Source organism: Streptomyces sp. NBC_01142, assembly GCF_026341125.1.
Classification (GTDB): domain Bacteria; phylum Actinomycetota; class Actinomycetes; order Streptomycetales; family Streptomycetaceae; genus Streptomyces.
Genome location: NZ_JAPEOR010000003.1, coordinates 1,602,064 through 1,625,259, shown reverse-complemented (window position 1 = coordinate 1,625,259; position 23,196 = coordinate 1,602,064). Strand labels below are relative to the sequence as shown.

Here is a 23,196-nt window from a genome sequence, read left to right as displayed (position 1 = left end):
CGGGTCGGAGAGGGAGCACTCCGGACGAGAGCTCGTGACTTTCATGGGGTGCGGCCGGGCGAGCCCGTCGTCCGCTGACGGTCGGCCTGGTGGGGCAGTGGGGTGTCGGTGGGGCGGAACTTGGTCAGACACACGCCGCACAGCAGGGGCCCCTGGTCGAAGAAGAACGGGGTGACCTGCTGGCGGCGGGGCGGGGTGCACTCGCAGATGATCAGGAAGCGCGTGCCGTTCCGATCGCTGCGTGGGGGCGCGGTGGCCTGAACGGTGGCTTGGAGTTGGACGGCGGCCGCGGCGTCGAGGGCGGCGATTACTTCGGCCCACTTGGCCGCCTCGGCGTCGGACAGAGAGCAGTGGCCCCTACCGACCCGGCGGGAGGCCCGTGCGGGCAGTGTGAGCCCAACTTCGCGGGCGAGACGGCCGTATTGCTTGTTGTGCCAGCGCTGGTCTCCGCCGCTGATGTCGGTGATGCCCCGTGCGAGGGCCAGGCCGTGCGCGGCGTGGTGCAGCAGTCCTTCCATCATCGGGCGTCCGCCGTGCCCGAGAGTGCCGGACGTGACCTGCAGTTCTATGGTCAGGGTGCCGTCACGGTCGAAGTGGCGGCCGGTGCGCAGCGCGGAGCATGTGGTGGGGTCCTGTGCGCCGGCGGTTGGCGGTGTGGTGACGGAGACGTCGGGGACGCTGGCGAAGCGGCGGCGGATCTCCTTCCACGCGGTTTCCACGGCGCTGATGAGGACCGCGCCGTGGACGACGGGCGCGGTCGCGGGCCGGTCCTCCGCCGTCGTGTGGTCGGCGGCGGTTTCACCGAAGAGCGTTAAGTCGTTCAAGGGGTGATGCCTTCGAGCTGGGCAGGGGCACGGACGGTCAGACGCGGCGGGCGAGGTCTTCGGGTGTGGGCTGGCCGGTGAAGCGGTGTTCGCGGTTGGTGTAGTCGACGGTCACCGCGTACTGCACGACGTCGCCGTCGGCATCAAGGTAGACCCGCTCGATCTCCGTGCAGAACCGGTTCGGTTGAGATGCCAAAGTCCTCGGCCTCCTGGGCACTGACCTCCCGGACGCGGGCGTTCACGCCCATCCGTACGGCGGCGGGCGGGACGTCGAGCGGAGCGGGCGGCTGGTCGGCACGGTCCTTCGCGCTGGAGACGAACGGACGCAGTCCGGAGGTCTCGGTCACCGCGGGATCCCCGCGGCGGCAGGGTGCCCAGGGCCGAGGGGCCCGCCGGACTCTTCCCACCTGTGAGGTTGACGGGGGTTGCGGGTAGCCCGCCGCACTGGGCGGCGCGTTCAAGCACGGCGATCAGCATGGTCACGGCACCGATCGTGCCATTGAGGATTCGGTACTTCCCGGAAAACGGCAGACTCGGCGCGAGGCCGCGCACATCGTGGCCGACAAGCGACGGCTCCGCGCTGCCCCGATCGTGGTGAGGCCCACCGGTCACGACGAGCCTGGGATCGGGCCGCCTGTGGGAAAGTTGCACCTACCAGACAGTAGGCCTCTAGGTTCCGCCCAGCACACCAACCCGCCGACCCCTCGCGGACGAGCGCACACAGGAGCGGACCGCATGCTCGCGATGCGACCAGCCACACCAGAGGACCGACCCGCCCTCGAGGCCACCATCCAGGCCCGTTCCGAATGGATGAAGAACAACCAGCTGCCGAACTGGCCCAGCTGGGGAAAACACGTCCACGAACTGGCCAACTGCATGCGGCCCCACGGCGAGATGTGGGTCCTCACCGAGGACCACGACCGCATCGTCGGCTGCACCACGATCCTCAAGACCGCCTCCCCCTGGGCCTGGACAGCCTCCGAAGCCAACGAGTCAGCCTTCTACCTCAACGGCACCGTCACCGACCCGGCCGAACGCCACCGCAAACTCGGAACACTCATCGCCGACTGGGCCGTCGACCGCGCCGCCCGCGAGAACATCAGCCGCGTCCGCCGAGACTGCACTTCACCCGCCCCTCGCCACGTACTACGAGAAACAGGAATTCAGCCTCGTCCGCAAAGTATCAACGCCCGGCGGACGCACCTCGTACGCCTTAGAACGAAAAAGCCGAGCGTGTACCTGAACTCTCCGGATGGCTCATCACCGGCGAGCCGACGACCGTGACTGCCAGGAATCTGCGAAATACGGCCGCCGGGACTGCAAGATCCAACGTTGCTGAAGCCCGACGATTTCTCTCGCATTCGCTGCGCAGGACAGCCGAGGCGCCAGCAGTTATCTAGTAGAGGTTTTAGCGTGCCTCGACGCCCTAGGAGCTGCGGCCCGCTGGGCACAACTGGGCACCGCAACCCCACCCGCTGCGGTGCCCGCACAACGTCAGAGGATGTTCCACCGCAGGAGCCTGTCGTGGCGGCGGAGCCCGTCCACGCGCCTCTCGACCTCCTGCAGGCTGCTCGGAGCGTGATGAACCTTCCGTGCGTTCGTCGTGATCATCCGCAGCTCGCGGATCGCGGCCAGGGTCTGGTAGCCCGGCCAGCGTGTGACATCCCAGCCGTATGCGTCGGCAAAGGCCGCGTAGTGCTGCTCTCCGTGACCGAAGCGCCGGCAGTGGACCTCCACCGTGACCAGGTCCCACTCCGGTTGTCCGAGCGCTACCGTGTCCCAGTCGCAGAGGACGGCTCCGCCATCGCCGACGTGGAGGGCGTTGCGATGCTGCGGGTCTCCTTGGATCGCCCCCTCTGGCAGCTCGAAGTCCACAGCATGGAGGTCTGCCTCGAGCTGCTCGGCGTACTCGCTAAGGAACGACAGCGATTCTGCAGGCAGGCACGTGATTGCCGCGACGGACCGACGGATGGCCGCGATGTTGTCGTGGACCGGCAGGGCTACGGGCGGTGTGGTCAGCGTGTGGAGCGCGTACAGCGGCTTGGCGAGCTGCTCCGCAGCGACCGGATGATCCGGCTGAGGCAAGTACTGCCAGAAGGTGATGGCGTGCTGGTCGATGAGCACGGGCTGGTCGACCCGATGGAGCGGGACGGTGGGGAAGCCGGCGTCCATGAGCCAACGGACGAAAGCGACCGTACGCGCCACATCCTCGACGCGAGACCCCCGTCGGGCGATCTTGACGACGATCTGTTCCTTTTCGAGGAGGATGACCGCATTGGTGTGCCCGCGAAGTAGGCGAGCGTCGGCGAAGTCGAGGCCGACGGCCACGCATCCCCGCTCCAGGACCTGATACATCTCGGACTCATCGAACCCGCCGGGGGCCAGCGCCGCTTGTGTCATGCGGTCCAGGCTCGCCGACGATCCACGCCGCTGTCACATCTGTCCGGGAGGAAGCGCAAGGATCTCGCGGAGCTCCCGCGCTGCGCGGACTGACTGTGCACCAGGCGGGAGTGCTCCGATAACCTCGCGGGCCCGCTCCTCCACGATCGGTGTGCGGTGCTCGGGGGCCATCCGCAAAAAGGTAGCGCTGGCCAGCTGGCACGCCTCGGTCGTGCTGCGATCGTGTGCCAGGCAGAGGGCCGCTTCGAAGTGGAGCAAGGCCGGGTCGATGCCGGTCTTCGACGGATAGAGGAGGAGTGCCGCCTCCTGAACGCGGCGCGCCCGAGTCGTCCGGCCGAGGGCCGTCAGGGTTCCGCTCTCGTACAGCCGGAACCGTCGCTCCGGGAAGCCGAAGGCGTCGCTGTCCGCCGGGCCTCCAGCTCCGCTCTGCTCGAAGGCGGCGACGGCGTAGCGGAGCGCGGCCTCGGCGCCCTCGGCGTCTCCCAGCTTCGCCAGAGCGCGCGCCTCGGCTGCCGAGGCGAAGGCCGCGGTGGCGCTGGGCCGCCCGCGGCAGATGATCCGGGCCTCCCGAGAGAGGCTGACCGCAGCCTCGAGCGGTCCGTAGTAGAAGGGGAGCATCGCGGCTTGCGCCCGTACTCGGGCGCGGAGTTCCGTGTTGCCGCTATCGTCCGCGGCATTCCGCGCTGTCGCGTACCAGGACTGCGACCTGGGCAGGTGCCCCAGCTTCATGAGGGCATCGGCGACGAGGGTGGCGAGCATCGCGGTCAGCTCGGACAGTCGGACCTGGACGGCGGCCGGCTGACGATGCGCGGCCAAGTCCTCCACCTCCGTGAGGTGATTGAGGAGAACCTTGATCATCGGTGCCGGTGGTGTGTAAACGTACTGCTCCCGGGCCCAGAGAACCTGTTCATCGAGCAGGTCGAGCTGGGTCGAAGTCACTGTCCCGACTGCCAGCGTGCGGTCCAGCGACCTTCGTGCCGCATCGACTTGCTGCTCCAGAGAGTCGGCCGCGAAGGATTCGCGCAGAGTCGTCGGTGAAGGCAGCGGCTGTCCCACCACGACCAGGGCTGAGGACGGTGACGGGGCGGCAGCCGCCGCGCTGTCGAATCCCAGGTCTGCAGGGCTGCAGCCGCCGTAGAACTCGCACAGCAGCGCGAGTGTCGCCGGGCGGGGCTGCCGGCCGGTCTCCCAGTGCCCCAGCTGGTCGCCATCCACCCTGGGAGCGTCCTCACGTCCCGCTCCGAGCGAATTCAGGCCCGCAGCGGCTTCCTTCAGCGTCAGCCCACGGGCGAGACGCTGAGCACGCAGGAGAGACACGGTGCAGTGGTCATGGATGGTACGGGCGATCTCGCCGAGGGACTCACCCCGCCGGATGGCCTCCTGCCGTAACCGCTTCGCCGACGGGCCGTGCGATGTGCGCTTCATCAGCACCTCCTCAGACCCGGATCGATTCCTGAAAGCGTAGTGACGATCCATCGACTCTGCGTCAAGAACAGTGACTTGGCTCGGATCAGTGCCCAGATCAGCGACTCCTCACCGCCGAAGCAACTGATCAGTGAACCGTCACTGTTGCTCGCCGTCGGCTCCCGGGCGAATCTTGCTGATCTCGGAAGCCCGACAAGCTGCCCGTTGGCCGGAGGAACTGACGCCCCGGCCGCCGGGCCCGCGGCGGGCGCGGCTCCCTCCCGGTCCCCCGTGCCAGAGGGAGCTGCGCCCGCCACCCAGAACCGGGAGGTGGACGCGTTGACGCCTTTGTCCAACAGGCAGTTCATAGCGGTGCTGGCGCACGGTGACGGGATCGAGCGAGTCGCTGTCGAGATCGAGAGCCGACCCAGGAACATCGGCGAGGCTCGACACTTCGTGCGGCGGCAGCTCGTGGCCTGGGGGCTGCCCGAGGACGATGACCTCATCGACCGGGTCGTCCTTGCGCTCAGCGAGCTGGTCACCAACGCGGTCGTGCACGGCCGAACCCGTCCGCCGGACGAGAAGGAAGCCGTCGGTGTTGCGCTCGCCTTCAAGAAGGACGTCGCCCTCGGGCTCTTGGTGACCGACAACTCCAACGAGATCCCGATCCCGAGGATCCGGCCGTCCACGGACGCTGTCCGTGGACGCGGTCTCGCTCTCGTCAACGCCGTGTCGGACGGCTGGACCGCAGCCCCTCGACAAGATCGGGAGGGGTGCAGCGGGAAGGGCGTGTGGGCCTTCTTCCGCTGTCCCCGGACGGTCGTGCTGCCTGACTTGCTGCCCCAGCCGGCATGACCGGGGTGCAGATGTGATTTCAGTGCTGACAGGAGAGTGCATGCTCGTCGCCTTAGGCGGCCGTCCTTTCACCGGCAAGTCCACCCTTGCTCGGGCCCTGGCCGAAGCCATACCAGGGGTCCTGCTCGACAAGGCCGCCTTGCGGAAGGTCCTTTTCCCCGAGCGGGTCGTGGTCTCACCCGAGCTGAACGACCGGTTGTACGAGTGGCTCCTTCAGGCCGCGTCGTGGCATCTCGACACGACACCGGGAGCTGTCATCGTGCTCGACGGCCGTCCCCTCACCCAAGCCCGGGACGTCTGGTCCCTGCGTCGCTTCGCTTCCAACCTCGGGCACGCACTCCAAATCGTCGAGTGTGTCTGCCCGGAGAAGGTCGCTCTGGAGAGGGCGAACGCGGGGCCGGCGGAAGCACCGGGCGTACAGGCTCCTCCGGCCGACCTGCGGGGAGAGAGTGCGGACCCGATCCCCGACCCAAAGATCGTGGTGGACACGAGGCTGCCCGTTGAGCAGTGCGTCTCAACCGCCCTCGATCGTGTGGTTCACCAGCCATGCGGCGGACCGGAGCCTGATCGCGTGCGATCCATGCACCCGTCTTGACCTGCGCGAATCACCTGAGTTCACAGTGGTGAACCCAATTCGCCATTTGGGCTCTACCTTCAGTGACCAGTCGATCGCAGTCCGCTCACCGGGGCCGTCGACTTCCTCCACGTCGCACACGCCTCAGAAGGAGAAGTCATGGGGCAGCTCTCAGCCAGGCCCGAACCAACGGTGCACCAGGCACCCGTGGCGCCGAGCCGCGTTCCTCGGCCGGCCGGGGCGCAGCGCGCGATGCCACTCCTGGAACGGGTCGACGTCCGGGACGTGGTGGTGCCGGGTACGGCCAACGCGATCGACCGGTTCTTCCTCACCGGCCGTGAGAACGCGTGAGCGACGAGCGGCACAGGAACCAGCGATCAGGCCAGCACGGCGGGACCGACAGACAGATGTCGATCAAGGGAGGTGGAAAGCGCAGTGCTGCTCCACGAACTACAGCGGGCCCCGGTGCCGGTGGTGATGGCCGCATGATCACCGTGCCCACGATCGCGGACCTCTTCCCGGGGGCGAGGGACGCCCGGACTCCGTTCGAGATGGAGATCGGCGAGCGCTTCGAGGCCGCGGCCATGCCTGAGCTCGCGGCCCTGCGAATCCTCGATCTCTTCGACGGGATCCGTCCCCACCCGGTGGGCGCCGCGGTGTCCCGAGCCCGCGACGGCGAGTGGGTCCTGATCTTGCCGCCCGGCTCCGGCCACCGCATGCACTGGCCGTGGCCCGTGGACCACCGCGACAGCGGAGTCCTGGCCGTGCCGCCGCTGAGTTCCGGCCCGGCCGAGGACCTCCACTGGGCCCGGCTCGGCAACAGCGAGGGCCGCGTCTACTCCGCGCCCCTGCCGCTGTACGCGGCCCTGCCGTTGCTCGCATCGCTTCGGCCGCAGCCCGAGGCGCCCCGATTCGGCCGTGTCCCCGCCTGTTCACAGTCGACCCCCACTTCGTGCGAGGACATCTAATGCTCGATCCCTTTGTGACAGCAACCGCACTGCTCAGTGGCGGATTCGCCGCCACGTCAATGGGGCTCATAGTGCAGGCCCGTAGCAAGCGGGCCCTGACCGCGAGGATCAAACCGCTGGAAGAACAGCGGGACACCGCGCTCGAGTACGCCAGGGCGGTGGAGGCGGAGTCGAAGCATTTCGCGGAGGTGAGGATGCCCGCGCTGGTAGATGCCCTCGCCCGCGGGCACCGCGGCGTGCCGGTGCCTGGACTCAGCCAGGATCGCCTCAGCGGCAGTCCCATCGACTACGGTCACCAGGTCGTGATGGGGCTGCTCCAGGAAGCCCTCACCATCGCCCGGGAGCAGATCGGGCTCGCCGCGAGGTCCTCGGTGCGGGACATCATCGACGAGGCGCAGACACATCTTCACCGCTGCCAGCTGAACGTCGTCCAGGAGATGGACCGCTACCCCGAGGGAACCGCGTACCACCAGAGCCTGATGGGCTTCGACCATCTGGTCACCCAGGCCCTGCACATGCTGCAGCGCACGCGCATCCTGACCGGGTCGTGGCCCGGGCTGCAGCGTGCGGACTGCACCTTCGGCGAGGTCGTCGAATCCGCCCGGGGCCGGATCAACGCCTATCTGCGAGTGAACTACACCTACGAGCCCGGCAGCGGGGAGTCCTGGCTCGAAGGGCGTGTCGTCGAGCCGGTCACTGTCACGCTCACGGAGCTGCTGTCCAACGCGACCTCGTACTCCGACGGCAAGGTCTTCGTCGAAGTGCAGGCGTTCCAGACCGGGTACTGCATCGTCGTTGACGACGGCGGCCTGAACATGAACGCCTATCAGCGTGAGGAAGCCGCCCGGCAGCTGTCGCAGCGCACCGTGCTGGACGTGACGGCTCTGCAGGACACGCGCCAGCTCGGTTTCGCCGTCATCGGCCGCCTTGCCGGCGAGTACGGCTTCGCCGCCGACGTCACCAGTACCTCCCCGTACGGCGGAGTGCGGGCCGTCCTGCGCATCCCGCGAGACCTCTTCGGTCACGGCCCGACCGAAGAGGAAACCGAGGCCGAGCGCCGAGCAGCAGCCTCCCGGGCCGCGGGGCACGCCACAGCCGCAGAACCTCCCACGGGAAGCGACCACGCCGACAGCCCCGGTGAAAGGCCCGGCGGCACGGTCCTTCCGCAGCGGCGCCGGCGCTCGCCCCGTCCCGCAGCCCCCATCGACACCAGTACACCGGCGCCAGCGGACGACCCCGAGGCGTTCTCGCAGGGCTTTGCCCACCTGGCGGAGACCATCCGCGACAGCGAGACCAACCGCACCGAAGGAGAGCAGTACCGTGCCTGAGCAGCAGCCCACCGCCGACACCCACGACATGTCCTGGGTCCTCAACCGGCTCACGGGGGAGAAGGGTGTCCTGCACGCCGTTCTCTTCAGTTCCGACGGCATGGTGCTGGCCCACTCGGACGGGGTCCACCGCGATGTGGCCGACCGTGCCGGAGCCAGCTCCTCGAGTATCTTCTCCCTCGGCCGCTCCATCGCCGAGCTCGCCGGCGCGCTCGAGGGCGAGGACACCCCCCGCAAGGTCATCATCGACCTGCCCCACCGCTGCATCCTCGTCTTCGGGGCTGGGCACAACACGGCGCTGGCCGTATCCGTCGCCGCGGAGATGACCGCTCCCGAGGTGGCCGTCGCCTCCGGAGCGACGATCAAGGCCATCAAGGGCCTGGCTCCCGCGCTTTCCGCCCGGGAGCGGACCGCGTACGGGGCCTCGTGACGCCCCGCGGCCGACGGCGCGCCGGGATGGTGCGGCCCTACACCCCGACCGGGGGAAGGGCCGCGCCCACTCGCCGCACCCTGGACCTGGCCACTCTCCTGATCGCCGACCCGGCCAAACCGCTGCACGGCCTGGACGCCCACTCTCGCCGGCTAATGCAGCACTGCCTGCCCGGCGTGCTGTCGCTCGCCGAGGTCAGCGCCGACCTGCAGCTCCCGGCCGCCGTGACGAAGGTGCTGGTCGCCTCGCTCGTCGACAGCAGCCATCTCATCAGCCGTGACCCTGTGCCCGCCGCTCAGCAGCACGACAGACAGCTGCTGGAGAGGATTCGCGATGCGCTCAGCAACCTCTGAGGGGAACTACCTGGCGCCCGGTGTCAGCCACTCGGTGAAGATCGTTGCGCTCGGACCGTTCGCCGTCGGCAAGACCACGTTCGTCGGCGCGGTCTCCGAGATCAGGCCCACATCGACCGAAGAACGCATGACGAAGGCCAGCGAAGTCGTGGACACACTGCGGGGGTTGTCGGACAAGCACACCACCACGGTCGCGCTCGACTTCGGCCGCCTCACCCTGACCGACGACATCGTGCTCTACATGTTCGGCGGCCCCGGCCAGCCGAGGTTCGACTACATGATCGACGAGCTGATGCAGGGCGCACTCGGCGGCGTGGTCCTGGTCGACACTGCGCGCATCACCGAGTCCTGGGACGCCATGGGTCGCATGGAAGAGGCCGACCTGCCCTACGTGGTCGCGGTCAACACCTTCGCGTCCTCCCCTCACTACAGCGAATCCGAGCTGCGCAAGGCCCTGGACCTGCACCCCTCCACTCCCCTCGTCGAATGCGACGTACGGCAGAAGGAGTCGGCGAAGACCCCGCTGATCGCGCTCGTCTCCCATCTGCTGTCCCGTCCCAGCCTGGAGCCCGCCTCGTGACCACGCCGCCCCCGCTCTCCGTAAGCGGCTGCCCCATGCTGCACGGGGCCGCCTTCGCCACCCAGCCCCAAGCCGTCTACGAGCAACTGCGCGCCCAGGGCCCGGCCGGCTGGGCCGAGATCGCGCCCGGGGTCCACGCTCTGGTCGTCACCCAGCACCGCGCCGCTATCACCCTTCTGAACGACACGAGCACTTACTCCAAGGACTCCCGCCGCTGGGCCGCCCTGGCCAACGGCGACATCCCCGAGGACAGCCCGGTGCTGGGCATGATGGCCTGGCGCCCCTCCGTCCTCTACACCGACGGACAGGAACACGCCCGCCTGCGCTGGGCGATGGACAACTGCATCGCCCGCATCAGCCCTCACCGGCTGAGGGAGATCACCCAGCGCAGCGCCCTGACCCTGATCGCCCGCATCATCGGCCAAGGTCGGGCCGACCTGATGAGCGACTTCGCCGACATCCTGCCCATGCTGGTATTCGCCGAACTCCTCGGATGCCCACCCGAGAAGACCAGCCGCATGGTGCGCGCCTGCCAGGACCTCATCAGCGCCGGTCCCGAAGCCGCCAAGGGCGCAGCCGACTTCGCGGGGCTCCTCTTCGAGCTCATCCAGCTCCGCCGCGCCCAGCCCGGCCAGGACCTCACCTCCTGGATGATCAACCACGCCGCCGAACTCACGGACCAGGAGGCAACCAACCAGCTCTTCTGCGCCGTCGGCGCCGGCATCATCCCCGTCGCCGCCTGCACCGCCTGGACCCTGTACCTGCTCCTGCGTGACGACGAGTACGCCGGGGACCTCGCCGCCGGAACCCTCACCGTGCGCCGCGCCCTGGAGAAGGCACTGTGGGAACGCGCGCCGATGGCGAACTTCTCCGTCCACTACGCCCGCTACGACACCTACCTCCACAGCGCGTACGTGCCGGCCGGGGTTCCGGTCCTCATCTCCCACGCCGCCGCAAACACGGATCCGGCACTGCCGAAGGACCTCGGCTACGACAACCGCAGCCACCTCGCCTGGTCGGCCGGCCCGCACCGCTGCCCCGCGATCTCCCAGGCCACCACGATCGTGCAGACCGGCGTCGAGACCGTCCTGGACCAGCTCTGGGACATGGAGCTGACCAGCCCCGGCCCAAAACCCCTTCTGCGTCACGGCCCTTTCCACCAGTGTCCGCAGACGCTGCCCGTCCGGTTCCGCCCCAAGTCCCCAGACCGCCTTCCCGTCAACGCACTCGCAGGAGGCTCTTCGTGACCAGCACCCCCGCCCAGACCGCGCCCGTGATCCTCGACAGCAGCGGCGGCCGGCGCCTGTTCGCCCAGGCGGACGAATTCCGGACGGCCGGCCCGGCCGTCCGGGTCCGTATGCCGGAAGACGTCATCGCATGGGCGGTCACCCGCGGAGACGTCGGCAAGCGGCTCCTCACCCATCCCCACATGTCCAAGGACGCTCGCAAGTCCTGGCCGTCACACACCCCCGGCTCCATACCGTGGCTGTACGCCTGGGTCGACGTCGTCAGCATGTTCACCTCCGACGGCGACGACCACAAACGCCTGCGCCAGCTGGTCAGCCGCGCCTTCACCCCCGGGCGGGTCGAAGCGATGCGCCCGGTCCTCCAAGCCATCGTCACCGACCTCCTGGATGCCATGGAGCGCCAGGACCGCACCGCGCCCCTCGACCTGCGGGCCCACTTCTCCTACCGGGTACCCACGCGCCTGATCTGCGACCTGTTCGGAGTTCCCGCCGACCAGCGGCCCGAGATGCTCCGCGTGATCGACTCCGTTCTCGCCACGGACGTCACCGCGGAGGAGGCCGAAGCCACCAAGCGCGACCTCGGCCAGGCGATGCAGCGGCTCATCGACGTCAAGCGGACCGCCCCGGGCGAGGACATGACCAGCCTGCTGCTGGCCGCCCACGAGGAAGACGGCGACCGGCTCAGCCACACCGAGCTGATCTCCACCCTGATCCTGATGATCGGCGCCGGCAGCGAAACCGCCGTCGCCCTCATCAACGCCGCCGTCCGCGAACTCCTCACCCACCCTGACCAGCTGGCCACGGTACTGGCCGACCCGACGCGCTGGCGCGACGTGATCGAGGAAGCCCTCCGGCTGCACCCGCCGATCATGTACCTGCCCCTGCGGTACGCCACGAAGGACATCGACCTCGGTGAGGGCGTCGTCATCAAGGAAGGCGACGCGATCATCGTTGGCTTCGGTGCACACGGCCGCGACCCGGGGACCCACCAGGACCCCGAGGCCTTCCGGATCGACCGGGAGGACAAAGACCACATGGCCTTCGGCCACGGCATCCACTACTGCCTGGGCGCCCCGCTGGCCAAGCTCGAAGCCGAAGTCGCGCTCCCGGCCCTGTTCGAGCGGTTCCCCCAGATCTCCCTGGCCCGCAATGGCGAGGACCTCGAGCCGCAGCACTCCTTCATCGGCAACGATGTCACCACGCTGCCCGTCGTGCTGCACGCCGCCGCGTAGCGCGGCACACTCACGCGTCGGCGGAGACAGCACCCCCGCCGTCTTTGCCGACGCACCTCGACCACCCCGCAACCTCATCACACCATCGCCGACCCAGGACTCCACATGACCACCGCCCTACGCACCACGACCCTCACCGCTGACCAGCGCCGCGCTGCCGCGCGATTCGTCTACGGCGTGACCAACCAGGCGATCGCCGGCCAGGTCTGCCTGTCCGTGGACGGCGTGGCCAGCCACCTCAGTGCGGTCCGCAAGAAGATGGGCTGTCCGGGATCTTCGCGCGCCGTCCTCGTCCACACCCTCCTCACCGCCCGGGAGGTCCCCCCGCCGGCCAGCAGCGGGCCGGTTCCGGCCTTCACCAACCATGAGATGACCGCCATACGGGCCATCGCCGAGCACACCCGCAACGCGGACATCGGGAATGCCATCGGTGTGCCAGCTGACGACGTACGCGCCGAGATAGACGCCGTCGTGGCTAAGGCGAGCGCCCGCAGCGCGGCCCACTTGGTGGGCCTGGCACACGCGTGGGGCCTCCTTGGCGACGCCTCGAACTCTCAGCCCGCGACCGCAGCAACAGCCACGGCAGAGCCCGTCCGATGAGCAGTCAGAGCAGCTTCAACGACGGCGACCGGCGGCAGCCGCCGACGGACGGCCGGCCGACCGCGCCCGTGTACGAGATGCTGCCGATCGACACCGACGCCGCTCGCGCCGAAGCCTCGGCCCTGGCGGAAGACCGCGCCCGCCTGCTCGCTGGTCAGGGCATCGCAGTCTCCGCCGACCGCACGAGGGACCTTCTCCGGGAGCCCGGTGCCCTGGGGCTGTACGAGGACGGCATCCTCGTCGGCGCTCTCGTCCTGCACAGGGATCCGGATATGCGGCACTGGGGCGCCGACGGCCGCGATCCGGGACTTCTGGTCTCCCTCGACCCCTCGACAGTCGGGTCGAACCAGGTCGGACGGCTGCTCACCCTGTGGCTCGCCGACCACGCGGCCAGCAGCCGGCTGATGTGGGTCTGGTGCGAGGTGCCGTTCAACGCCGGACCCGTCGACGAAGCGAGCCAGTGGCTGCTGAAGTACCTGCGCGACCTCGGGTGGGAGACCCGCTCGCCGGTCGGGCTGAGCCCGACCGGCGAGCGGGTCCGTCTGCGGCTGCGCGCCGAGGCCAGGCCCGCGCTGTCCGCGGCGATCTCCGATCCGTACGCAGGCGCGTCGGTAGCGGTCAGGGCGCCATGAGGACGCCCCACCTCGTCTCGGCCACAGCCGAGCACGCGTCCTGGGTGCCGACCACCACTGTCGGTCTCCTCGACCACGGGGGTCGTAGATCTTCCTTGCGCTGTTGCGCTCCTGCCGTCCCGAACCGACAAGGACACTTCCATGCGCCTCACGTCCTCCCCGTACGAACCGCCGTCCCTCACCCTGCCGTCCTGGGTCCCGCCGTCCGGCGGCCTGCGTACCTGGGGGTGTGGCGAGCACTTCGTTGCCGTACGGCTCCCGGCCACCCTCGCACCCCCGCTGATCGCCGCACTGCAGGCCGCCGGCGCGCGAGGACCGGTTCTCGCCGACCCGTACAGCGGTAGCTGGCACATCCTGCTCGACCCGGACACCGTCCGGCCCGGGCCGTGGGCCCGTCACGGGATACGTCTTCTGCGACCCGGTACCCGCCTCACGATTCCCGCCGCCCATGTCACCGTCGGCACCGACCTGCACTGGCACACCCCGCCCGGCGCCGGCTACACCGATGCGGCGATGCTCGACGAGGCCCTCACGGTTACGCCCGGAAATCGCTCAACCCCGACCTCGTCTTCCGCCAGGAACTCTGGGACGCCGGCGACAACGGCCGCACAGTCTTCAACGCGCAGGCCCGTGCGCTCGGTAGCACGGCGAACTCGGCGCCGACTCCTGCACCGCCGTGTTTATCAACCCGAAGCGGTTCTCCGTCGTCCGGGACTGGACGCAGAGCCGGGGCCCCCATTGGGTGCTGCCGCCCACCGCCCTCACTCTTCGCTACGAGGAAGCCGGCCCCGACGCACTTCCCTTCGTCGCGGTCTCCTACCACCTCAACTACGCCAGTCCCACCCAGCGTCTGCTGGAAGCCGAGTGGCTGACCACCTGGGCCGACAAAGGGTGGACCACACCCGACGGCACCCGCGTCACGCTTCCCGCGATCTTCGCCGGGGACAACAACTCGTACCCGGCGCCGGGAGGGCCCGGGGACCCGGCGCTGCCGGAACTGCAGGCCATCAAGAACGTTCCGCACCGCCTCCACCGCTCCTACCCCGGCCCGGGCGGCGCCCGAGTGCCGGACATCCGCCCCGATGACGCACTGCGCACGGCGGGGCTCGAGGACGCGGCCCGTTACTGGGCGGCTGCCCCGAACGGTGACCCGACGGCGGTCTCCCGCACCGTGAACGCCTGCGACACGCACGGGCCCGACAGCCGGATCGACCGCGTGTACCTCACACCCGAGCTACTCCCCGCTGTGACCGGATTCGAGGTGATCGAGGTCGATGAAGACCTCTCCGATCACCACATCCTGCGCCTGTTCCTCGACGGAGACCGACTCGCCGCCATCCTCGAACAGGCCGCCACCGGTGAGCCAGGGGGACTGCTCGCACACGGCGCGGCCGACAGCTACGACGCTGTCGGCCCACCCTGGCCCTGCCTTCCGAAGGAGGTGACTCGAGAGACCGGCCTTCCAAACGGTCCGGACGCCCCGCTTCTGCTCACCGGACGCCTTGCGCACGGGCAGTGGCAACGGCGACCACGCACCCAGAGGCCGCCCGCGCGCATGGGCTAGCGCCGCCTGCCCGCGACTCCTGGAACGAATGAGAGGTGATGCGTGATGACGGGCTCGACGGCGAAGCATCACCGTCCCAACGAGGTGTTACGCAAGCACCTGGAGTACTTGCGCTGGTCTATCAGTGGCTTCGCCCGCCGGATCGGCGAGCGGTGCCAGGCGGTGGGTCTGCCCCACACCGTCAGCCCCAGCACCGTCTCCCGTTGGTGCAAGGGTGCCGTCCCGAGCGCGGAACTCGCGGCAGCGGCGTGCCACGTCCTGTCTGCGGCGCTCCACCGGCACGTGATGCCCGAGAGCTTGGGCTGGTTGTCGGACACCGCGCAGGTGGCCGCGCAGTCACTGGAGTACCGGAATGTCGCCCATGCCGTTCGCATGCTGGCGAGGCTGTGGGCGCTGGACGCCATGCGCCGACGCGACGTCGTCAAGAGTGCGTTCTCGGCGAGCGTGTTCGGACCTGCCTCGCGCGAGGCGCTCGTCATGCCTGCCGACGCCGACATCGGTGGGAGAGGAGGACCCTACAAGGTCACTGCGGTCGACATCGACCTGATCGACGAGCACACGCGCATCTACGGGAGGTTGGACGCCCAGCACGGTGGGGGGAAGTACCGTGGCGTCTTCGCCTCGCTGATGGACACCCACGCCACCCCGATGCTGAGCGGCACGTTCTCCGCCCGTACAGGCCGGCGGTTGTACGGCAGTGTGGTGGACGCGGTCCTCGCGATGGCCTCGATGGCTTACGACGACCAGCTCCCTGGCCTGGCACAGCGCTACGACCTTCAGGCGATGCGGCTGGCCCAGGCGATCGGTGACCGCGCCCGCATCACCCGGGTCCACATCCACCAAGTCCGACTGGCGGCGACGCAGGGCGGCCGGGCGGATGTGCTCGCTCACGCGCGCAGTGCTGTGCTGGCGGCCGAGGGGACACCTCCCCTCGTCAGGGCTTACGCGTGCGTGACCGAAGCTCGATCATGGGCGCTGAACGGAAAGCCGGACCAGGTCATGACAGCGGTGAAGCGGGCCCGCGCGTTCTTCGCCCGTGCGCAGAGCAGCGCCGGCCCGGCCTGGCTTGAGTGGTTCGACCTCCGTGAGTTGGAGGGGCAGGCCGCGTGGGCGTTCGCCGTGGCCGGGCTGGCGGAGCAGGGAGCGCAGGCCCTGAAGGAGGCATCAGCCCTTCCGTCGGACCGAACGCGTGACACGGTAGAACTTCTGATCACCGAGGCCGAACTGGCGAGGCTGCGCGGTGACTCGGCCGAGCACGCTGCTGTGGCGAAGCGTGCCTCCCAGGCATCCCAGCACCTGATGAGCCGCCGGCTCTCCGAACGCCTCGACCACCTCAATGCAGGCGAGCCGCTGCGCGGCTTCTGACCCCCGCGGCACGCGCCGGCTGGGGACCCGCCCGCGGGCCAGGGCCAGAGGCCGCCTTGTCGTGGCCCGAAGCCGTCCTGGAACACGCCTAATCAGCTTGTGGGAAGAGGGCCTGGTAGATCGGGTGGGCCCTAAAGGAGCCACCGTGGTGCGGGGATGCCAGGGTGGCGTGGTGCTGTTGCCCGTCGGCGGTGTGCAGGTCGGCGCTGAGGTGATAGTCCGGATGAACGCCGTCGTCGCTGAGGGTGGCCGCGAAGGTGAGCTCCAGGACGTCTCCGGCCGCGACCGGCACGGGGTTGTCGAAGAGCGGCAGGTAGATGGTGGCCCAGTTCGTCTTCATGTGTAGGGCGTCAAGTGGCGCTTCGTCCGGCAGGCACCAGAGGTTGAGCCAGGTGAGTACGCCGTCCATGTGACCGGGCCGCGTGATGGCTATGCGCGTTGTCGTGCGCTGCTCCGTCTGCAGATCGCCGTTGAAGTCGAGTACCTCGACGGGCGCGCCCTCGGAGAGCAGCGCGCTGGCGGATGGGTTTTCGACCCGGAGTCGCACGTCGAAGGGCGCGCCGTGCCAGTCGAAGATGCTGCGCAGGTACGGGACAGAGGCCTCGGCGAACGCTACGGGCTGCTCGGGGAGCAGGTCGGCCAGGCGGACCGCTGCGGCCAGGGTCACCGCACGGTGGGGCACCACCAGTCCCCCGGGCTCCAGGTGGCGGTTGCGTGCGTCGGTCAGGACGGCTGCCGCGCCTTCGGCTCCGGCCAGGGATCCGATGATCTCCGCGACGCAGACATCGGCTCTGGGTGCGAACTGAAGGTGGGTCGACTGGCCGAGCAGAAGCGTGATCCGGTCCTGTGGGTCGAAGGACGGCAGGTTTGCGGCCGCCTTATGGAACGCGTCCTCGATGACCTCGAGGGCCAGGGCGTGCCGGGCTCCCGCCTGCAGACCTTCACGCGCCCAGAGAAGGTCTTGTCCGGTCCCGATGTCCAGGATGCGCTTGTCCGGCGCCAGTTGGGACAGGGCCGCTCGGAAACGCTTGTTGCGTTCGTCATCGGTGGTCATGGTCGTGTAGAGGAACGGGTCGTAGATGGGGTACTCCCCGACGCTCGGCCACAGGGTGGGGCGGCCTTCTTGCTCGGGCTCCGGGTCCACGCACACGCGAAGGGAGTGCCCGCGTGTCTCGATCTCCTGGATGCTGCGCATGTCTCGCCTTTCGCGGTGGTCCTCGGGGTGGGTCGGCTGTTCGGCCTGTTCTGGGTGACTGCGGACGGGCGGCGGCTTCAGACGCCAGCGCCGCCGAGCGGCCAGGTGATCTTGGTGGTGGTGTCGAACGGCTGCCGTTCAGGGGAGGTTCTGGACGTGCAACGAGTGCCTACGTACAGCCAGCCCAGCAGCTGCTCCCTTTCGGCGACACCGAGGTACTTGCGTACTCGGGGTGCTTGGACGGCTTGACCGGTGCGCCAGATCGATGCCCAGCCGTGGCTGTGCAGGAGCAGGGAGAGTGTGGTGACCATGCCGGTTGTGGCGGCCAGTTGCTCCCACTCGGGAATCTTCGAGTGGTCGGGTACGGGGCTGTGCACGATCGACAGGAGCAGCGGGGCGCGCAGGGGCTTCGTGGCGGCGCGCCGGGCCTGCTCCGGCGAGGTGGCGGCTTCGCCGAGCACATCGCCGAGTCGGGCCCGTTCGTCCCCGGACACTGCGACCAGCCGCCAGGGCCGCAGTCGTCCATGGTCGGGGGCAGTGGCCGCGGCTTGGACGAGGCGCTCCAGTTCTTCGCGGCCGGGTGCGGGCTCGGTCAGGCGGGGGGCGCTGCGCCGGCTGAGGACCGCGTCCAGAACCGGGTTCGGGGCCGGGGTCATCGGGTGACCTCTCGGGCGGTATCGCGCTCCGGATCGTCGTGCGGTGCCGGCGGGGTCATCCTTGGGTCGTCGCCGGCCACGCGCCTGAGTATCGGTGCGGTGGCCGCGGTGGTGATGACGGTCATGACCACCAGGAGAGTGAACAGGGGCTCGGTGATGACGCCGGTCTGGAGGCCGATGCCGAGGACGACGAGTTCGGTCAGGCCGCGGCAGTTCATGAGCGTGCCGACGGCGGCCGACCAGCGCCAGTCGGAGCCGGTGAGCCTGGCTGCGCCGGCCGCGCCGCCCCACTTGCCGACGACGGCGACGGCCAGGATCGCTGCTCCCCAGCCCCACTGTCCGGCCGGCAGCGTGGAGAAATCGGTGTGCAGGCCGGTGTCGACGAAGAACAGCGGCAGCAGGAGCGGCAGGACGACGGCGCGGATGCGCGCGGCGCTGCGTTCGACGGCCGGAAGGCCGCGGGGAGCGGCGGCGCCGAACAGGAAGGCGCCGAAGGCGGGGTGCACGCCGATCTGGTCGGTGGTGTAGGCGCTGAAGCAAAGCCCGGCGAAGAGGAGGGCCAGGACGAGGTCGTCGGAGGTTCGGCTGGCGCGCTCGAGCAGGACGCGGAGCAGTGGGCGCAGGACGAAGGTGAGGCAGGCGGCGAAGGCGGCGGTCAGGGCGAGGGTGGTCAGGGCCGACAGGGCGGTGCCGGAGGTGGCCAGGGCGACGGCGGCGGTGAGCAGGCACCAGGCGAGGGCGTCGTCGGTGGCGGCGCAGGCCAGGGCGAAGGTGCCCAGGGGCGTGGTCTCCAGGCCGCGGTCGGCGAGGATCCGTGCGAGGACCGGGAAGGCGGTGATGCTCAGGGCGACGGCGACGAACAGGGTGAACGGCAGGCGGCCGATGCCGTCGGGGGCGAAGTGCGGGTAGAGGGCGAGGGCCAGTGCGGCGCCGAGGGCCAAGGGGAGCAGGACTCCGGTGAGGCTGACGGCGGCCACGGCGCCTCGGGTGGTGCCCAGGCTGCGGAGGTCGAGTTCCAGGCCGATCAGGAAGAGGAACGTCAGGAGGCCGAGGTTGCCCAGGGCGGAGGTGATGGGCAGGGCCGAGGGCGGCAGGAGGTGGTGCTGGATGCCGGGGGCGAGCCAGCCGAGCAGCGAGGGGCCGAGCAGGATCCCGGCCAGGATCTCGCCGATGACCGGCGGCTGGCCGACCAGCCTGACGGCCCGCCCGCCGGCCTGGCAGGCGAGGACCACGACCGGGACGGCGAGGAGCAAGGACTGCAGCGGGTCGGACACGGCAGCTCCAGGAGTCGGGCGGCGGATGAGCACACGGCGGCGCGGCGGCCGGGCGGGGCGCGGGTGGATCAGGCGCGGGTCAGCGGCAGGGTGGTGCAGCGCAGCGAGCCGGGGATCCGGGTGACCTCGGAGTAGTCGACGGTGAGGACCTCGAGTCCGCGTGCGGCGAGCTGTGCGGCGATGCGGTCGCTGCCGGCGGCGAGGATCACGGTGTCCGGCGCGATCGCCAGGACGTTGGCCTGGACAGCCCGCGCCTCCTCGTCGGTGACGTCGATGAGGTCGAAGTGCCGCTCGAACCAGCGCAATTCGGCGGGCGGGAAGACGCCGCGGTGGATGAGCGCGGTGCCGGGCGCGACGATCGTGAAGTGGTCGTCCAGGTGAACGATGCCGTCGACGGCGAAGTGGACCGGGCGGACCTCGCGGTCGACGCCGTGGTGAGCCAGCGCCCGCTGCAGCGCCCCCACGCCCGCGGGGGACGTCTCCTCGCCGAGGCCGACCAGGACGGTGCCGGTGTGAAGGATGACGTCACCGCCCTCGGCGGTGCCCTCGTCCAAGTGGGCTACGTGCGGGGCGTCGGTCAGGAGCGGGGTGAGCGCGTCGGCTTCGGGGAGGCGGTGCGCGGAGTTCAGGCGCGCCATGACGAGGACGTGGTCGATGACGAAGGCGATGTCGCGGGGGTAGTGCTGGACCGGACAGCCCGGCGCGGCGTCGAGGAGGGTCACCGTGGTGCCGCGGCTGCGCAGCAGGTCGATCAGGGTGTCCTGCTGGGTGCGGACGGTGGACGGGTCGTACGGCTTCCAGGAGCTGGTGCTCTTCTGGCGGGTCAGGACGGGGTGGATGTCGGGGCCGTCGAGGTCGGGGGTGACGTCGCCGGCGTAGCGCATGGCGACGTGGCGCAGGGCGCCGTACTCGCTGGTGGCGTGCGGGGTGAGCACGATGGGTTCTCCTGGGCGGGGTGCGGGACGGGTCGGACGGCGAGCCGGACGCGGCGCAGACGGTCCCAGGAGGGTGCGGGGTCCGGGGGCCGGCAGGTCAGGGCTGCCGGCCCCGGAGGTCTCGCGGGTGTCAGCCGACGGGGCTGTTCTGGGTGTCGGGGACCTGGGGCAGCCAGTGCACGGCGTCGTCGCGGAAAGACTGGTTGACGGGGACGAGGTCGGCTCCGCTGGTGTCGTCCAGGGCCGTGACGACGATGCCGAGTTCGGGGACGTCCTTGTCGATCGCCGCGAGGCGGCTGCCGCAGTTCGGGCAGAAGCCGCGCTGGGCCTCGCCCTCGAACGTGGTGAACCAGTTCGGCTCGGCGCCGTTGGTCCAGGTGACGTCCTCGGGGGCGAAGCCGACCCACCACATCATCGGGCCGCCGCCGAGCTTTTTGCAGTGCGGGCAGCTGCAGGTGTGCGGGTAGACGGCCTCGCCCTTGACGGTGAAGCGGATCTGTCCGCACAGGCATCCACCGGAGCGCTCCTGGGCTGCGGCGACGATGTCGGGGGTGGCGTTCATCAGTTCATCTCCGAGGCGCGGTGGGCGAGTTGAGCCCACCAGTGTGTCATCCCTTCGGTGATCGTCAGCCAGCCGCCGAGGGCCTGGGACAGGTCGATGTGGAAGAGTTCACTCTCCTTGATGAACCTGGCCAGGCCCTCGATGTGGGCGGCCTCGACGCTCATGCCGCCGACCTGGGCGGCCTCGTGCCCCTCGTCGAGGTGGAGCTCGTAGTAGTAGTGCAGGTTCTTCAGCTCGCTGCCGCTGCGCTGGATGGTCAGCTCGCCGTAGCGGTTGGTGATGTCGCGCAGGATCTCGGTCTCGGCGATCGCCACGGCCTCGGTCGCGTAGTAGGCGCCGGCGATGAAGCTGGGCATGTGCGAGCCGACCATCCACTGGTGGAGGTTGACCAGCGTCTCGGTCTCGCGGGCGGGCACGTGGCCGTTGACGAGCAGGCCGAGGTCGGACAGGAGCGCGTTGGTGTAGAGGACGTAGTGCGCGGGCACCTTGCCGCGCTCACCGCCCTCCTCCAGGTGGTTGCGACGCAGCTCGTGCGCGAGCTCGGGGCAGAACCCCTCCACGCCGGTGGCGGCCGCCTTGAGGAACTGGGCGTTGTAGCGGGCGAACACCGAGAGCTCCTCGATGTACATCCGGGCCTGGCGCTCGTTGAGGTCGGCGGCGCCGACCTTCTCGGCGATCCGCTCGTACGCCCAGTCGACCATCGGGGCCAGGTGCGCGGTGACCAGGGCGTTGCCGGAGGTGAACTTGCCCAGCAGGGTGCCGTTGACGGCGCTCTGCGTCTCGGGGTGGGCCTTCAGGTAGGCCTGGATGAGGCTGTTGTCGGGGGTCATGCGTCGGCGTCCTTGGTGTCGGCGGGGCGGGGGGTCAGGTGCAGGCCACCGGTGGCTCCCAGGGCGCGGAAGGCCGCGAGGAGTTCCGGGTTGTCGGGCAGGACGATGGTGTCGCCGTCGTTGAGGGCGGTGACGGTGTCCCGGTCCAGGGCCGCGACGTCGAGGGCGACGCCCGGCTGGTGGCCGCGCAGCAGGACCTGGTGGGTGTCGTCGTCGCCGTTGAGGGTGGTCACCTGGTACGGGGCGATCAGGGTGATCTCGGCGCCCGGCGTCACCTGCTCGGGGTCGAAGGCGTCCGCGGCCTCCTGGCGGGCGAGGTCGCCCTCGACGAGTTCCCAGCCGCCGTTGCTGAGGAGCGTGGCCCACCGCTGTTCGGCGTGCTGGCGGGCCGCGCCGCGGACGCGGTCGGCGGCGACGGTCAGGAGTTCGCGGCCGACGCCGGCCAGCCGGTCGGCGACGGCGCCGGGCCCGGCGGCCGCGTCTGCCATCGCGGAGGGCTCGTTGAGCGGGTCGTCGGGCCCGTCACCGCCCAGTTCGGCGAGGACGTCCGGGATGATGCGGCTCTGCAGGATCTGCGCGTACGGGTAGGTGTACAGCGGCATGGCCACCGAGACGGAGAAGGTGTCCTGGGTGCCGACGTGGAAGACCCGGCGAGGCAGGAACAGGGCGTCGCCCGGCTCCAGCAGGAAGTGCTCGGCCTCCTCCAGCAGCGCGCGGTAGTCGCCGTAGGTGGGCTGCTTTCCGCCGGTGAGCTTCTCGTACTGCTCAGCGGGCCAGCAGTAGAAGTTCTTGGCGTTGGGGCCGAGGTGGACGAGGAAGGCGTCCTCGTAGCCCTCGTGGATCCCGAACGCGGTCCCGCTGTAGTTGCCGGCGAACGCGACCTGTTCGGCGCCTCCCAGCGGCAGGCCCCACCCGTCGATGAGGCTCTTGAGGAAGGTGCCGAGGCCGGCGGCGAGGGCGGGGTTGACGGTCTCCAGGTTGTTGATGACCAGGGAAAACCGCTCGGCGCCCGCGAGATCCTGCATCCACGGCACGAAGGCGTCCACACCCCCGCTCCAGGACGGGGCAGTCAGCGCCGGGAGCAGGAGGTCGTCGCGGCGGGCCTCGCCGACGTAGACGCGCGCGTGCGCCTTGATGTCGGTGCCGGCATTGTGGGCCCGGCGGATGGCCTCGAACCCGGCCAGGACGTCGTCCGGGCCGGCCGCGGTGGCGGGGATGATGCCCTTGAACAGGAAGGGCGTGGTCCGCCCGGTGGTGTCGCCGGGGAAGGTGCCGGTCCAGAAGGCCTGGTCGGGCGGCCAGGGGTAGGCGGTGTCCATCAAGATCTCCTGACGTCGGGTCGGGCTGCCGTGATCGGGGGAGACGGGGCGCGGTGGTGGGGCGCCGGG

General features: G+C 69.8%; 26 protein-coding genes. 15 read left to right on the top strand and 11 right to left on the bottom strand.

Features of this window, described 5'->3' with window-relative positions:
• Positions 1-41 precede the first annotated feature (41 nt).
• Together OG883_RS41560 and OG883_RS41555 are read right to left on the bottom strand one after the other, a co-directional pair.
• Positions 42-824, bottom strand: coding sequence for a hypothetical protein (locus OG883_RS41560; protein WP_266552691.1), 783 nt, complete (start codon positions 822-824; stop codon positions 42-44).
• Between the two features lie 37 nt (positions 825-861).
• A complete protein-coding gene (locus tag OG883_RS41555) occupies positions 862-1,020 on the bottom strand; it encodes a hypothetical protein (protein ID WP_266552688.1) in 159 nt (52 codons plus the stop codon).
• Between the two features lie 539 nt (positions 1,021-1,559).
• Between OG883_RS41555 and OG883_RS41550 the strand changes: the two genes are divergently transcribed.
• Positions 1,560-2,108 carry a GNAT family N-acetyltransferase gene (locus OG883_RS41550; protein ID WP_266552685.1) on the top strand — a complete coding sequence of 183 codons (549 nt, stop codon included), beginning with the start codon at positions 1,560-1,562 and terminating at the stop codon, positions 2,106-2,108.
• A 210-nt stretch (positions 2,109-2,318) separates the two neighbouring features.
• Here the strand turns inward: OG883_RS41550 and OG883_RS41545 are convergent, their stop codons facing one another.
• Both OG883_RS41545 and OG883_RS41540 read right to left on the bottom strand, forming a co-directional pair.
• A complete protein-coding gene (locus tag OG883_RS41545) occupies positions 2,319-3,224 on the bottom strand; it encodes a phosphotransferase (RefSeq protein WP_266552683.1) in 906 nt (301 codons plus the stop codon).
• 33 nt (positions 3,225-3,257) lie between these two features.
• Complete coding sequence (locus OG883_RS41540; protein ID WP_266552681.1) at positions 3,258-4,649, bottom strand: helix-turn-helix transcriptional regulator; 1,392 nt, start codon at positions 4,647-4,649, stop codon at positions 3,258-3,260.
• Between the two features lie 318 nt (positions 4,650-4,967).
• On the opposite strand from OG883_RS41540, the gene OG883_RS41535 reads away from it, so the two are divergent.
• The 14 genes from OG883_RS41535 (at position 4,968) to OG883_RS41470 (ending at position 16,356) form a co-directional block, all read left to right on the top strand.
• On the top strand, positions 4,968-5,483 hold the full coding sequence (locus OG883_RS41535; protein WP_266552678.1) for an ATP-binding protein: 516 nt from the start codon (positions 4,968-4,970) through the stop codon (positions 5,481-5,483).
• Between the two features lie 40 nt (positions 5,484-5,523).
• Positions 5,524-6,078 (top strand): AAA family ATPase, encoded by a 555-nt coding sequence (locus tag OG883_RS41530; protein WP_266552675.1) that lies wholly within the window; start codon positions 5,524-5,526, stop codon positions 6,076-6,078.
• Between the two features lie 138 nt (positions 6,079-6,216).
• Complete coding sequence (locus tag OG883_RS41525; RefSeq protein WP_266552672.1) at positions 6,217-6,408, top strand: hypothetical protein; 192 nt, start codon at positions 6,217-6,219, stop codon at positions 6,406-6,408.
• Positions 6,409-6,542: 134 nt separating this feature from the next.
• Complete coding sequence (locus tag OG883_RS41520) at positions 6,543-7,025, top strand: hypothetical protein (RefSeq protein WP_266552669.1); 483 nt, start codon at positions 6,543-6,545, stop codon at positions 7,023-7,025.
• Positions 7,025-8,353 carry a histidine kinase gene (locus OG883_RS41515; RefSeq protein WP_266552666.1) on the top strand — a complete coding sequence of 443 codons (1,329 nt, stop codon included), beginning with the start codon at positions 7,025-7,027 and terminating at the stop codon, positions 8,351-8,353. The genes OG883_RS41520 and OG883_RS41515 overlap by 1 nt, the downstream gene beginning before the upstream one ends.
• A complete protein-coding gene (locus OG883_RS41510; protein WP_266552664.1) occupies positions 8,346-8,783 on the top strand; it encodes a roadblock/LC7 domain-containing protein in 438 nt (145 codons plus the stop codon). Before OG883_RS41515 ends, OG883_RS41510 begins: the two co-directional genes overlap by 8 nt.
• Before the next feature lie 26 nt (positions 8,784-8,809).
• A complete protein-coding gene (locus tag OG883_RS41505) occupies positions 8,810-9,136 on the top strand; it encodes a DUF742 domain-containing protein (RefSeq protein ID WP_266552661.1) in 327 nt (108 codons plus the stop codon).
• Entirely contained in the window at positions 9,117-9,716 is a 600-nt protein-coding gene (locus OG883_RS41500) for an ATP/GTP-binding protein (protein WP_266552658.1), read from the top strand. Before OG883_RS41505 ends, OG883_RS41500 begins: the two co-directional genes overlap by 20 nt.
• Positions 9,713-10,963 (top strand): cytochrome P450, encoded by a 1,251-nt coding sequence (locus OG883_RS41495; protein ID WP_266552655.1) that lies wholly within the window; start codon positions 9,713-9,715, stop codon positions 10,961-10,963. The genes OG883_RS41500 and OG883_RS41495 overlap by 4 nt, the downstream gene beginning before the upstream one ends.
• Positions 10,960-12,195, top strand: a complete 1,236-nt coding sequence (locus OG883_RS41490; protein ID WP_266552653.1) for a cytochrome P450 — start codon at positions 10,960-10,962, stop codon at positions 12,193-12,195. Before OG883_RS41495 ends, OG883_RS41490 begins: the two co-directional genes overlap by 4 nt.
• 105 nt (positions 12,196-12,300) lie before the next feature.
• Entirely contained in the window at positions 12,301-12,795 is a 495-nt protein-coding gene (locus OG883_RS41485; RefSeq protein WP_266552650.1) for a sigma-70 family RNA polymerase sigma factor, read from the top strand.
• Positions 12,792-13,427, top strand: coding sequence for a hypothetical protein (locus OG883_RS41480; RefSeq protein WP_266552647.1), 636 nt, complete (start codon positions 12,792-12,794; stop codon positions 13,425-13,427). The genes OG883_RS41485 and OG883_RS41480 overlap by 4 nt, the downstream gene beginning before the upstream one ends.
• Before the next feature lie 676 nt (positions 13,428-14,103).
• Positions 14,104-14,991 (top strand): endonuclease/exonuclease/phosphatase family protein, encoded by an 888-nt coding sequence (locus OG883_RS41475; RefSeq protein WP_266552644.1) that lies wholly within the window; start codon positions 14,104-14,106, stop codon positions 14,989-14,991.
• A gap of 45 nt (positions 14,992-15,036) precedes the next feature.
• Entirely contained in the window at positions 15,037-16,356 is a 1,320-nt protein-coding gene (locus OG883_RS41470) for a helix-turn-helix transcriptional regulator (protein WP_266552641.1), read from the top strand.
• Positions 16,357-16,444: 88 nt separating this feature from the next.
• Here the strand turns inward: OG883_RS41470 and OG883_RS41465 are convergent, their stop codons facing one another.
• The 7 genes from OG883_RS41465 to OG883_RS41435 all read right to left on the bottom strand — a co-directional run bounded on the left by OG883_RS41465 (position 16,445) and on the right by OG883_RS41435 (position 23,127).
• Positions 16,445-17,551 carry a class I SAM-dependent methyltransferase gene (locus OG883_RS41465; protein WP_266552638.1) on the bottom strand — a complete coding sequence of 369 codons (1,107 nt, stop codon included), beginning with the start codon at positions 17,549-17,551 and terminating at the stop codon, positions 16,445-16,447.
• Between the two features lie 77 nt (positions 17,552-17,628).
• Positions 17,629-18,207 carry a nitroreductase gene (locus OG883_RS41460; RefSeq protein WP_266552636.1) on the bottom strand — a complete coding sequence of 193 codons (579 nt, stop codon included), beginning with the start codon at positions 18,205-18,207 and terminating at the stop codon, positions 17,629-17,631.
• A complete protein-coding gene (locus OG883_RS41455) occupies positions 18,204-19,481 on the bottom strand; it encodes a cation:proton antiporter (protein WP_266552633.1) in 1,278 nt (425 codons plus the stop codon). Before OG883_RS41455 ends, OG883_RS41460 begins: the two co-directional genes overlap by 4 nt.
• Positions 19,482-19,549: 68 nt before the next feature.
• Positions 19,550-20,416, bottom strand: a complete 867-nt coding sequence (locus OG883_RS41450; protein ID WP_266552631.1) for a dimethylarginine dimethylaminohydrolase family protein — start codon at positions 20,414-20,416, stop codon at positions 19,550-19,552.
• Between the two features lie 130 nt (positions 20,417-20,546).
• On the bottom strand, positions 20,547-20,978 hold the full coding sequence (locus tag OG883_RS41445) for a GFA family protein (protein WP_266552629.1): 432 nt from the start codon (positions 20,976-20,978) through the stop codon (positions 20,547-20,549).
• The gene (locus tag OG883_RS41440) at positions 20,978-21,808 is read right to left on the bottom strand and encodes a DUF3865 domain-containing protein (RefSeq protein ID WP_266552627.1); all 831 of its coding nucleotides are present in this window, start codon (positions 21,806-21,808) and stop codon (positions 20,978-20,980) included. The genes OG883_RS41445 and OG883_RS41440 overlap by 1 nt, the downstream gene beginning before the upstream one ends.
• Positions 21,805-23,127 carry a cupin domain-containing protein gene (locus OG883_RS41435; RefSeq protein ID WP_266552625.1) on the bottom strand — a complete coding sequence of 441 codons (1,323 nt, stop codon included), beginning with the start codon at positions 23,125-23,127 and terminating at the stop codon, positions 21,805-21,807. Before OG883_RS41435 ends, OG883_RS41440 begins: the two co-directional genes overlap by 4 nt.
• Positions 23,128-23,196 lie beyond the last annotated feature (69 nt).

What these genes read in the sequence shown, in the direction of transcription:
- OG883_RS41435 (WP_266552625.1), bottom strand. Translation starts at nt 23,127, where the DNA reads ATGGACACCGCCTACCCCTGGCCGCCCGACCAGGCCTTCTGGACCGGC.
- OG883_RS41465 (WP_266552638.1), bottom strand. Translation starts at nt 17,551, where the DNA reads ATGCGCAGCATCCAGGAGATCGAGACACGCGGGCACTCCCTTCGCGTG.
- OG883_RS41545 (WP_266552683.1), bottom strand. Translation starts at nt 3,224, where the DNA reads ATGACACAAGCGGCGCTGGCCCCCGGCGGGTTCGATGAGTCCGAGATG.
- OG883_RS41540 (WP_266552681.1), bottom strand. Translation starts at nt 4,649, where the DNA reads ATGAAGCGCACATCGCACGGCCCGTCGGCGAAGCGGTTACGGCAGGAG.
- OG883_RS41445 (WP_266552629.1), bottom strand. Translation starts at nt 20,978, where the DNA reads ATGAACGCCACCCCCGACATCGTCGCCGCAGCCCAGGAGCGCTCCGGT.
- OG883_RS41520 (WP_266552669.1), top strand. Translation starts at nt 6,543, where the DNA reads ATGATCACCGTGCCCACGATCGCGGACCTCTTCCCGGGGGCGAGGGAC.
- OG883_RS41550 (WP_266552685.1), top strand. Translation starts at nt 1,560, where the DNA reads ATGCTCGCGATGCGACCAGCCACACCAGAGGACCGACCCGCCCTCGAG.
- OG883_RS41480 (WP_266552647.1), top strand. Translation starts at nt 12,792, where the DNA reads ATGAGCAGTCAGAGCAGCTTCAACGACGGCGACCGGCGGCAGCCGCCG.
- OG883_RS41530 (WP_266552675.1), top strand. Translation starts at nt 5,524, where the DNA reads ATGCTCGTCGCCTTAGGCGGCCGTCCTTTCACCGGCAAGTCCACCCTT.
- OG883_RS41440 (WP_266552627.1), bottom strand. Translation starts at nt 21,808, where the DNA reads ATGACCCCCGACAACAGCCTCATCCAGGCCTACCTGAAGGCCCACCCC.
- OG883_RS41470 (WP_266552641.1), top strand. Translation starts at nt 15,037, where the DNA reads ATGACGGGCTCGACGGCGAAGCATCACCGTCCCAACGAGGTGTTACGC.
- OG883_RS41500 (WP_266552658.1), top strand. Translation starts at nt 9,117, where the DNA reads ATGCGCTCAGCAACCTCTGAGGGGAACTACCTGGCGCCCGGTGTCAGC.
- OG883_RS41525 (WP_266552672.1), top strand. Translation starts at nt 6,217, where the DNA reads ATGGGGCAGCTCTCAGCCAGGCCCGAACCAACGGTGCACCAGGCACCC.
- OG883_RS41505 (WP_266552661.1), top strand. Translation starts at nt 8,810, where the DNA reads ATGGTGCGGCCCTACACCCCGACCGGGGGAAGGGCCGCGCCCACTCGC.
- OG883_RS41485 (WP_266552650.1), top strand. Translation starts at nt 12,301, where the DNA reads ATGACCACCGCCCTACGCACCACGACCCTCACCGCTGACCAGCGCCGC.
- OG883_RS41515 (WP_266552666.1), top strand. Translation starts at nt 7,025, where the DNA reads ATGCTCGATCCCTTTGTGACAGCAACCGCACTGCTCAGTGGCGGATTC.
- OG883_RS41460 (WP_266552636.1), bottom strand. Translation starts at nt 18,207, where the DNA reads ATGACCCCGGCCCCGAACCCGGTTCTGGACGCGGTCCTCAGCCGGCGC.